Below are 9,898 nucleotides of genomic sequence, written 5' to 3' on the forward strand. Positions count from 1 at the left end.
GGGGATGTAAGAACCAGTTGGGGCCGGCTTTAAAAGGGGAAATTTTTTGGGGGTGCAAAAACCCCCTTTTAGGGAGTAAACTAATTTAGTGGGGGGTAGGCGGGGCCTGAGTGGGGGGGGGCCCGACCGCGGCACATCACCCCCCCCCCCCCGTTCTTACGGGGAGAGGGGTGGGGTGAGGGGCTCTCTCCGCGAACACGGTGACAGACGGATTCGCGGGGGCTCCCCTCACCCGAAATTCAAGCGTAGCTTGAATTTCGACCTCTCCCCGCAAGCGGGGCGAGGTGCGCCCGAGATCGCCTCTCCAGTCGAGAAGGCATCATCGCGCGGCGGAGCATGTGGAAATTCGGCAGGAGAGCGGCTGTGAGCGTGACGCAGCAACAGGTTCTGGAGAAATTGGCCGGGGTGACGTCGCCGCGCGGCGTCGCCCTGACCAATGCCAATGTGCTGTCGCCGATCACGGTCAGCGACGGCAAGGTGTTCTTCTCGATCAATGTCGATGCTGCGGAAGCGCGCGCCTGGGAAAGCGTGCGCGCGCAGGCCGAGAGCGCCGTGCGCGCCATTCCCGGCGTCACCGCCGCCATGATCGCGCTGACGGCCGAGCGCAAGCCTGGTTCGGCCGCCCCGCCGCAGCCGCACCGTCATGCCGGCGGCGGCATCGCGCCGGCCTCGACGCATCGGCCGCCGCAAGGCGCGCCGTCGCCGATGTCGCGACAGGCCGAAATCCCCGGGATCGCCGCCGTCATCGCGGTGGCCTCGGGCAAGGGCGGTGTCGGCAAGTCGACCACCGCGCTCAACCTCGCGCTCGGCTTGCGTGATCTCGGTTTGCGCGTCGGCCTGCTCGATGCCGACATCTACGGTCCCTCGGTGCCGCGGCTGACCGGAATCCGCGAGAAGCCGGCGCTCAACGACGACAAGAAGATGATCCCAGTCTCCCGCTTCGGGCTCTCGATCATGTCGATCGGCTTCCTGGTCGAGGAAGACACCGCGATGATCTGGCGCGGGCCGATGGTGATGTCGGCGATCACGCAGATGCTGCGCGACGTCGCTTGGGGCACGCTCGATGTGCTGGTGGTCGACATGCCCCCCGGCACCGGCGACGCGCAGCTCACGCTGGCGCAGAACGTCCCGCTCAAGGGCGCCATCATCATCTCGACCCCGCAGGACCTGTCCCTGATCGACGCGCGGCGCGGGCTCGCCATGTTCAAAAAGGTTAACGTGCCCGTGCTCGGCATCGTCGAGAACATGAGCTATTTCCAGTGCCCGCATTGTGGCACGCGGTCGGACATTTTCGGCCATGGCGGCGCCCGGCATGAGGCCGAGCGGCTGGGGGTGCCATTCCTGGGCGAAATTCCCCTCCATATGGCGATCCGCACCACCTCGGATTCCGGTAATCCGGTGGTAGATAGCGAGCCGGACGGGCCGCACGCGGCGATTTACCGCGCAATCGGGACCAACGTCCGTGACCAGCTCCGGGGCGTGATCGCCGCGGCTTGACGGCCATTTCCGCCTGGTATTTCCCCTCGCGCCCCTCCGACTTTCGTCCAGTCCCGTCATGCCAATGTCGCGTTTCCGCGGGCGGCCATCCGTGTTAAACGGCCCCCGCCAGAGCGCCCCGGAGCCTGAGGATTCGCCCGCCCCGGATGAGATGTTTTGGGGACAAATGGGAAACGCCCCGCAAGGAGATGCCTTAAGATGAAGCGTCGTGACTTTTTGAAAGTTTCTGCGGCCGGTGCGGCCGCGACCGCGGTTGCCGCGCCGGCGATCGCGCAGTCTTCCCCCGAAATCAAGTGGCGCTTGACCTCGAGCTTCCCGAAGTCGCTGGACACGATCTATGGCGGCGCTGAGCAGTTGTCGAAATACGTCGCCGAGATGACCGACAACAAATTCCAGATCCAGGTGTTCGCGGCTGGCGAGATCGCCCCGGGCCTGCAGGCGCTGGACTCGACGTCGACAGGCACCGTCGAGATGTCGCATACGGTGGCCTACTATTACGTGGGCAAGGACCCGACCTTCGCGATCTACGCCTCCGTCCCGTTCGGCCTCAATGCGCGGCAGCAGAACTCCTGGTGGTATCAGGGCGGCGGTGAGCAGCTCGGCAACGAGTTCTTCAAGAAGTTCAACGTGATCGGTTTCCCCTGCGGCAATACCGGCACCCAGATGGGCGGCTGGTTCCGCAAGGAGATCAAGACGGTCGCCGACCTCTCGGGCCTCAAATTCCGCATCGGCGGCATCGCCGGCCAGGTTCTGCAGAAGGTCGGCGTGGTGCCGCAGCAGCTCGCCGGCGGCGACATCTATCCGGCGCTGGAGAAGGGCACCATCGACGCCGCCGAGTGGGTCGGCCCCTATGACGACGAAAAGCTCGGCTTCCAGAAGGTCGCGAAGTACTACTACTATCCGGGCTTCTGGGAAGGCGGCCCGACCGTCCACGCTTTCGTCAATCTCGAGAAGTGGAACGCGCTGCCGAAGAACTACCAGGCGATCCTCACCAACGGGGCCGCGAATGCCAATAGCTGGATGGCCGCGCGCTACGACCTGCAGAACCCGACCGCGCTGAAGCGACTGGTTGCCGGCGGCACGCAGCTCCGTCCGTTCACCAACGAGGTGCTGGAAGCCTGCCTGAAGGCGACCAACGAGCTGTGGAGCGAAATCTCCGCTAAGAACCCCGACTTCAAGAAGTCGATCGACGCGATGCAGGCCTACCGCTCCGACGAATATCTGTGGTGGCAGGTCGCCGAATACACCTACGACAGCTTCATGATCCGCTCGCGCACCCGCGGCTGAGCAGATCTCAAGCAGTAGACGGACAGCCCGGTCCCCTCGCGGGGGCCGGGCTTTTTTGGGCGCTGCGAACGGATGTCCCGGATTTAAGCGTTCGCTCCAGCTCGAACGATTGCTTCCAGTTCGCCAACAAGCGGAGCTCCGCTGACCTCGGCGGTCATGATGTCTCTGAACTGGCGGGCAGCGATCAGGAATTGAGGCTCCCGGATGAGCCGCGTAATCGCGGCGGCGATTTCCGCTTCGGCCGCGGTTGGCGGAAGGATCAACCCCAGGCCGCGGGCTTCTACACGCGCGGCAATGTCGCCTTGATCGCGTCCGAACGGCATCACCAGAAGCGGCAGGCCATGCGCGAGTGAACGGCTCACCGTGCCGTGGCCACCATGGGTCACAACCAGCGAGGCCTCCTTCATGATCGCATCGTGCGGGGCGCTCGGCAGCAGTGTTACGTTGTCCGGCGCATGCAAGGTCGTCTCTTCCACCGCAGGTCCGAGCGTCACGACCGCATCCATCTCCACGCTTCCTATCGCGTTGATCGTACGTTGAAGCGCGTCTGTTTGATCTTGATTGGTCGTGCTGAAAGAAATTAACGCGCGCGGACGGTTAGGCTCGTGGGACCAGGGAGAGATCCACGGCTTCGACCAATCCGAGGAATCCAGGAGCGGTCCGATGTAGCGAACATTGCCGGGGAGGAAGTCCGGGGCAAAGTCGAACGCCGCACTCATCGCGATCAGGAACCGCGCTGGTCGGTCGAACAACTCCAGGACATGGGAGGAGGGGGCAAGCTGCAGGCTTGCCCGCGCCACGTTCAGCATCGGCAGCCATTCGTTCAGGACTGCAACGAACCGGCTGGTTGCTGCCTCGACGGCGGCGCGCTCTTCCGGCGTGCGAGGCGCCGGCAAGCCGCTGCCGATTGGCGGCTGCCCTGGGAGAGGTCGCAGGCTGACGGTGGGTGAGAGCAGTGCACAAGGAACACGTTCGGCTTCGGCAGCGAGCACAGCGCCGAACAGAGCCGTATCGACCAACACACCGTCGGTGGTGGCGCGGCGGATTTCATCGCTGACATCAGCGCCTTGCGCGGCGGCCGGCCCAAACAGCAGGTTATCGCATGCGTATTCGATGGGATCGCTGGTCCGCGCAATGGGCGAAAAGTGAGCGGTCCGTTGCCAGGTCGCGAACCGGAAACCCGCAGCCTCGACCTGCGTACGGGCGTCGGCGCGCGCGATGAAGCGAACGTCGTGGCCCCTCGCACGCAGTTGCCGTGCCGCTGTCAGTGTCGGTCCGAGATGGCCGGGCCCTCCCCAAGAGGCCACCAGGAAATTATAGGACATGGCTTGTTTCCCATCGATCGATCAGAAGGCGCTATTGCGAGCCAGTCGACGGCAGGCCGCCGATTGTCGGACGGGAGAGATTTGGATACGCGCGCTACCGGACGATTGCAGCAGATCGGATCTTTGTTGCGTCGGTAATCCGCACGCCAAGGAGACGGACAGTCCGGACCAAGCTTTTTTCGCGCGCTGCGGCGAACGTTGGCGATGGCAATCGGCGAGGGGATGTTCCATTCTGCTCTCAGGCCTCGGTACGAAGGCCGATGACACATATCAAAAGGGAGGAAACAACATGAAACGACGGGACTTCATCAAAGTCGCCGGCATTGGTGTCGCCGGTGCCGCTACTCTCGCCGCGCCGGCCATTGCGCAGTCGATGCCGGAGCTGAAATGGCGGATGACGACGAGCTGGCCGAAATCGCTCGATACGCTGCATGGCGCAGCCGAGATCATGGCCAAGGTGGTCGGCGAGGCCACCGACAACAAATTCCAGATTCAGACCTTTGCCGCCGGCGAGATCGTGCCGGGCCTGCAGGCGCTCGATGCCGTGCAGAGCGGCACGGTCGAGATGGGCCACACCGCGTCCTACTACTATTTCGGCAAGGATCCGACCTTCACCTTCGGCGCCTCGGTGCCGTTCGGGCCGAACGCGCGGCTCAATCAGGCCTGGTACATGATGGGCGGCGGCAAGGAGCTCCTGAACGAGTTCTTCAAGGGCTACAACGTCACATCGCTGCTTGCCGGCAACACGACGTGCCAGATGGGTGGCTGGTTCCGCAAGGAGATCAACACCGTCGATGATCTCAAAGGATTGAAATTCCGCATCGGCGGCTTCGCCGGCCGCGTGATGCAGAAGCTCGGTTGCGTGCCGCAGCAGATCGCCGGCGGCGACATCTATCCGGCGCTTGAGAAAGGCACGATCGACGCCGCCGAATGGGTCGGCCCCTACGATGACGAGAAGCTCGGCCTGCAGAAGGTCGCGCCGCACTACTACTATCCCGGCTGGTGGGAGGGCGGCCCGATGCTGCTGGTGTTCGTGAATCTCGAGAAGTGGAACAGCTTGCCGAAATACTACCAGGCCATCCTCGAGCAGGCCGGCCATCACGCCAACAACTGGATGATGGCGAAGTACGACACCGTGAACCCGACCGCACTGAAGAAGCTGCTGGCCGGCGGCGCCAAGCTGCACGCCTTCTCGCCACAGATCATGCAAGCGAGCTTCAAGGCGGCCAAGGAGCTGCACGCCGAAGTCGCGGCGGGCAACGCCAATTTCAAGAAGGTCTATGACTCGCTGACAGCCTATTCCAACAGCGGCTATCAATGGTTCCAGGTCGCCGAAGTCGGCTACGACAACTTCATGGCGCGCCACTCGCAGAGCTGATCCGTTGATCAATCAAAAGGGGAGGCTTGGTAGCCTCCCCGTAGCCCGGGTGAAGCGGAGCGCAACCCGGGATCGCTCGTAATCGTGGATGCCTAGAGCATTTCCCTCGTGACAAACGCGAAGCGTTTGCGCGGAGATCATGCTCAAACAAAAAGATAGAGCGGGATGACGACTCGAAGAAAAATCATCACGCTCTAGATCCCGGGTTAGGCATTCGCTCCACCCGGGCTACGGGGCGGTGCAGCAGCCTGCACTTTCACCGGTGCCGTCTCGGGCATCAGGCTCATCGCGAGAAGTCCGACGACGGCGGCAAGCAAGAGGTACCAGGCCGGCGCCAGCGGATCTCCTGAAATATGCAGGAGCCACGTGACCACGAGCTGCGCGGTGCCGCCGAAGCTTGCGATTGCAACCGCGTAGACGGTGGCGAACACGCCGCCGCGGATTTGCTGGGGCAGCGCCTCGGTGAAGGTCGCATAGAAGGCGGTGAACGGCAGCGATCCGATCAGCGATAGCACGCCGAAGCCGAACAACAGCGACCACGCGCCGGGCGCACCGGCGATCCACAGGAAGATCGGATAGGTCAGCGCGAGCGTGACGAGCTGCGGATACATCATGACGGGCTTGCGGCCCAGCAAGTCGGCCAGCCAGCCTCCGAGCAACGCGCCTGCGATTCCGAGACCATTGCTGACAAGCGACGTCGCAAAGGCGAGAGACGGCGCCACATGGAGCGTGTTCTGCGCATAGGTCGTCATGTACTGCGTCACATAGGTCGAAATCGTGCCGCTCGCCAAGATCATCAGCGCCAGTGCGATCAGGCGAATGTGCCGGCGCGCCAGCGCGAGATGGCTCGAGCGCTCAATGCGCCGGGCGCCACTTTTGTCTTGCGGGACCGTCTCCGGCAGCGTCCGACGCATCCAGAGCCCGAACGGCAGGCAGATGGCCCCGATCAGGAACGCCAGGCGCCAACCATAGGATTGTAGCGCCTCTGGCGTCATCGTCCTGCTCAGGATGAAGCCGACCAGTGCGCCGGTGGTGGCGGCGATCTGCTGGCTTGTCGGCTGCCATGAAACCACCAGCGCCCGGCGTTCGGGCGGGGCGATCTCCAGGAGATAGGCCGTGGTCGGCCCGACCTCGCCGCCGAGCGCAAATCCCTGCATCAAGCGCGCCACGATCACAATGATCGGCGCTGCAAGACCGATGGCATTGTAGGATGGGGTGATCGAGATCGCCAGGATCGCGCTCCCCATCAACGCAAAGCTGAGCAGCATTGCCGGCCGCCGGCCAACACGGTCGGAATAGATGCCAAGCACGATCCCGCCGATGGGGCGCGTGATGAAACCCGCGCCGAAGGTCGCGAGCGACAGCATCAGGCTGCCATACTCGCCTTGCGTGGGGAAGAAGGTGTGTCCGATCTGTATCGCGAAGAAGCTGTAGGTAATGAAATCATAGAATTCGAGCATGTTGCCGATAGTGGCGGCAAATGCTGCGCGTTTCACGCTGAACTCTTTGTTCTCCTCAATGCCGATCGACAACCGCGCCTTCCTCGAAGCAATTCAATGAAGTTGATTATTCGTTCTCTCGCGAGTACTTGCAACGCATCGGGAACGTCCTCCTGCCATGCGCTCATCGCAGTCGCGGTCAACGTATCGCTCTCGGCTGCGTCCGAATTGCGCGACCGGTATCCAAAGTTTGATGCTTGGCTAGGATTTGCGTCAGTGGCGAGCACTTTTTCGCGACGTCGCGTTCCGCCCCTAAGCCGCCCCTCGGCTGATCACGCGGCGCTATAGCGCTCCAAGTCCAAAGCCAGTTGGTCGCGAGGCTGCCTGTTTCCAATTTGGGCCATCCAGCACCAAAGTTCGAGAACGAAGTATAGGTGGTAGAGATCGAGCGTTAAGAGCCAGTGCTTTCGGTCCATGGCGCCATATCCGTCAAGGAGTGCGCGCCGGGCCTCTGCGTCGAGATAATAGAGTGCTTTGGCGACATCCATCAGCGGATCTCCAGCCAGCGCGCCTTCAAAGTCCAAAACACCAGTGAGCAGTAGGCGGCCATTTGAGACGGTGGCAAGCAGGTTGCCCGCGTGCAGATCATTGTGACATAGCACCGCGTGCATGCAGGCCCTGAGCAGTTCGGCGCGGTCGGCGAAATGCCTGGCAACCCGCTTGGCAAGGTCTGCATTTCCGCCGCGCTCAGCAAATTCCTTGAGCTTTCGTTGGAATTGATGCGTCAGGTACTGGTGGTTTGTCGAATGCGCTGTCCAGATGCCGTTCGGACCGATGTAGCCGAACGCTTCCATGGAGATGCAATGAAACTCCCGAAGCAGCCGGCCGATTTGTGCGTAAGCGGATAGCCGTTGCGCCGAGTCCAGAGTCGTTTCCAGTTGGCCCAGTATCGAACCCTCGAGCTTGGTCATCAATGTCAAGTTTAGACCGAGCAATCTCTTTGAGTCGTCCGCAAGCAGAATGCGTGGAATAGACACGCTAAGGCGATCTCGGATGAGACCAACGACGGTTAACTCCTTTTGCATCTTCCAATGCAATTCGTCGGGATAGACCTTCAGTACGAGCGGCGGATGCGCGTGATCCGCGAAAGCGATCTCGTAAACTGCTGAGATCTCGCCGCCATGAAGCCTGGAAATCGTCGCAACAGCTTGCCTCAAAACGGTCTGATCAACGATCGCCTGCGCCGTCGCGACGGACAGTTCCAAATTGGGCTTGAGGCTCATCGCGGCATCCATTCGAAACTTGGCCTCCTCGCACGTCGGGGGCCGTGTCTGCAAGTGCTTCGCAGCGGGGATTGGGTAAGCGCGCGTTCTGAACTTCCGTGCCAAAGTCCGGTCAAGCGTAGCGCGCGCCTAATCCTGGCGTATTGAGCTGGCCAAGCTCTTCGTCATCGGATAGCCGAAACTCGTTCCAAACGTGCCAACCGGTGGTCCGTCTCCAACATAGCCGTTCGACAGATAAAATCTGCGCGCGGTCTCGGTGCTCATCAAATTGCACTGATCATTGCCTCGTTCGGCGGCTCGCGCCTCCAGCGCGCGCAGCAGGGCGCGGCTAACTCCCCGAAACCTTGCATCGGGCGACACATAGTTGAGGCCAATCCTTCCCGCATCGGTCACTGAACCGACCGCGAGAATGTCGTCATCTTCGACGGCCACGAGCAAAGAATTGTCGGGTCGCCTGACCCAAGTGCAGAAGTTCTCAAGGGTCTTGTTGCCCAGCCATTGCGCCAGGATGGAGGGGTCGTTTCGATGGTCAGCCTCGCAAAGCTCCGCTATCGACCGCTTCAACACGATACAGGCGGCACGCGCGTCTTCTGGCAAGGCGTCTCGTATTTGCATTCAGCAATTTTGGCATTGAGCCAACACCCGGGCAATAGGTCGGCCGCTTTTTGTTTGGTGTGGAGCGGGCGTGTGAATACCCGCTTTGCCTCAGCGGAGAGCGCGTTTCGCGATGTCGCTGTATGATCCATTTCGGGCATTGAATTTCATTTGGCGTTACAAGCTGAAGGGTAGTATTTATTCGCCTCCTCTATCAAAACTTGAAATCTGGTTGCGGGGCAGTTATGCTAATCATCGTTTCCTGACGTTGCTGTTTCCAACCATTGGGGGCTTCTGATGATGCTCCGCGGGTTTTTGTCTGCAACGATTGTCGCCGTCTGCATCACCTTTCCTGCAGTTGCCGAGCCGCTTCCGAAAGCTTCACAGCCAGAGGAGCTCGGCATATCTGCGCAGCGGTTGAAGATACTCGATGCCGCCTTCCAGTCCGAGGTGGACAGTGGAAAGCTTCCTGGAGCCGTCGTTCTGATCGTGCGCAATGGCAAGGTCGCTTACTCGCGCGCGTTCGGGTACCAAGATCGCGAGAAGCAGATCGCCATGAAGCCGGATGCAATCTTCCGCATCGCCTCCATGACAAAGCCGCTCGTATCCGTCGCGGCCATGATGTTGGTGGAAGAGGGCAAGCTCCAGCTTGTCACGCCGGTGTCGGCCTTCCTGCCCGAATTCAAGGAGGTCAAAGTCGGCGTGGAGAAGGCCAACGACGGGACCGGTAAGCCGGAACTTGTGTTGGAGCCTCCTCGGCGTGAAATGACGATCCATGATTTATTGCGCCACACCTCTGGGCTGACTTACGGACAATTCGGCGACTCATTGGTCAAGCAGGCCTATCGCAGCGCAAATATCGGCGCACCCGGTGAAAGCCTCGCGGCTGTCGTAAGCAAACTGGCGCAATTGCCGCTCGCCTATCAGCCAGGCACGACGTTTGAATACAGCATGTCTACGGACGTTCTGGGGATGTCCCGGGTTCTGTTGAATTACTGAAGAGGTCGGCGTTGCCCACCTTGAGCCGGTAGGCTCGGGGTGCTGATTCCACAAAGGAGAGCAACGCCATGACGAGAGATATCACACCGGCTGGTT

General features: G+C 61.5%; 8 protein-coding genes. 4 read left to right on the top strand and 4 right to left on the bottom strand.

The features are described from left to right. Positions 1 to 363 precede the first annotated feature (363 nt). Positions 364 to 1,497 carry an Mrp/NBP35 family ATP-binding protein gene (locus ACZYOF_RS39605; RefSeq protein ID WP_463698370.1) on the top strand — a complete coding sequence of 378 codons (1,134 nt, stop codon included), beginning with the start codon at positions 364 to 366 and terminating at the stop codon, positions 1,495 to 1,497. A 198-nt stretch (positions 1,498 to 1,695) separates the two neighbouring features. Then, the gene (locus ACZYOF_RS39610; protein WP_130578943.1) at positions 1,696 to 2,784 is read left to right on the top strand and encodes a TRAP transporter substrate-binding protein; all 1,089 of its coding nucleotides are present in this window, start codon (positions 1,696 to 1,698) and stop codon (positions 2,782 to 2,784) included. 83 nt (positions 2,785 to 2,867) lie between these two features. Here ACZYOF_RS39610 and ACZYOF_RS39615 read toward each other — a convergent pair whose 3' ends face one another. Then, positions 2,868 to 4,109 carry a glycosyltransferase gene (locus ACZYOF_RS39615; protein ID WP_130578944.1) on the bottom strand — a complete coding sequence of 414 codons (1,242 nt, stop codon included), beginning with the start codon at positions 4,107 to 4,109 and terminating at the stop codon, positions 2,868 to 2,870. Between the two features lie 289 nt (positions 4,110 to 4,398). On the opposite strand from ACZYOF_RS39615, the gene ACZYOF_RS39620 reads away from it, so the two are divergent. Next, positions 4,399 to 5,487 carry a TRAP transporter substrate-binding protein gene (locus ACZYOF_RS39620; protein ID WP_130578945.1) on the top strand — a complete coding sequence of 363 codons (1,089 nt, stop codon included), beginning with the start codon at positions 4,399 to 4,401 and terminating at the stop codon, positions 5,485 to 5,487. Positions 5,488 to 5,693: 206 nt separating this feature from the next. Here ACZYOF_RS39620 and ACZYOF_RS39625 read toward each other — a convergent pair whose 3' ends face one another. The 3 genes from ACZYOF_RS39625 to ACZYOF_RS39635 form a co-directional block, all read right to left on the bottom strand. After that, positions 5,694 to 7,019 carry an MFS transporter gene (locus tag ACZYOF_RS39625; protein ID WP_463719144.1) on the bottom strand — a complete coding sequence of 442 codons (1,326 nt, stop codon included), beginning with the start codon at positions 7,017 to 7,019 and terminating at the stop codon, positions 5,694 to 5,696. A 239-nt stretch (positions 7,020 to 7,258) separates the two neighbouring features. Continuing rightward, on the bottom strand, positions 7,259 to 8,221 hold the full coding sequence (locus ACZYOF_RS39630; RefSeq protein WP_463719145.1) for a phosphotransferase family protein: 963 nt from the start codon (positions 8,219 to 8,221) through the stop codon (positions 7,259 to 7,261). Positions 8,222 to 8,338: 117 nt separating this feature from the next. Beyond that, positions 8,339 to 8,806 (bottom strand): GNAT family N-acetyltransferase, encoded by a 468-nt coding sequence (locus ACZYOF_RS39635; RefSeq protein WP_463719146.1) that lies wholly within the window; start codon positions 8,804 to 8,806, stop codon positions 8,339 to 8,341. Positions 8,807 to 9,100: 294 nt separating this feature from the next. Between ACZYOF_RS39635 and ACZYOF_RS39640 the strand changes: the two genes are divergently transcribed. Further along, on the top strand, positions 9,101 to 9,802 hold the full coding sequence (locus tag ACZYOF_RS39640; protein ID WP_463719147.1) for a serine hydrolase domain-containing protein: 702 nt from the start codon (positions 9,101 to 9,103) through the stop codon (positions 9,800 to 9,802). Positions 9,803 to 9,898: the final 96 nt, after the last annotated feature.

Source organism: Bradyrhizobium sp. LeoA1Lang, assembly GCF_055413685.1.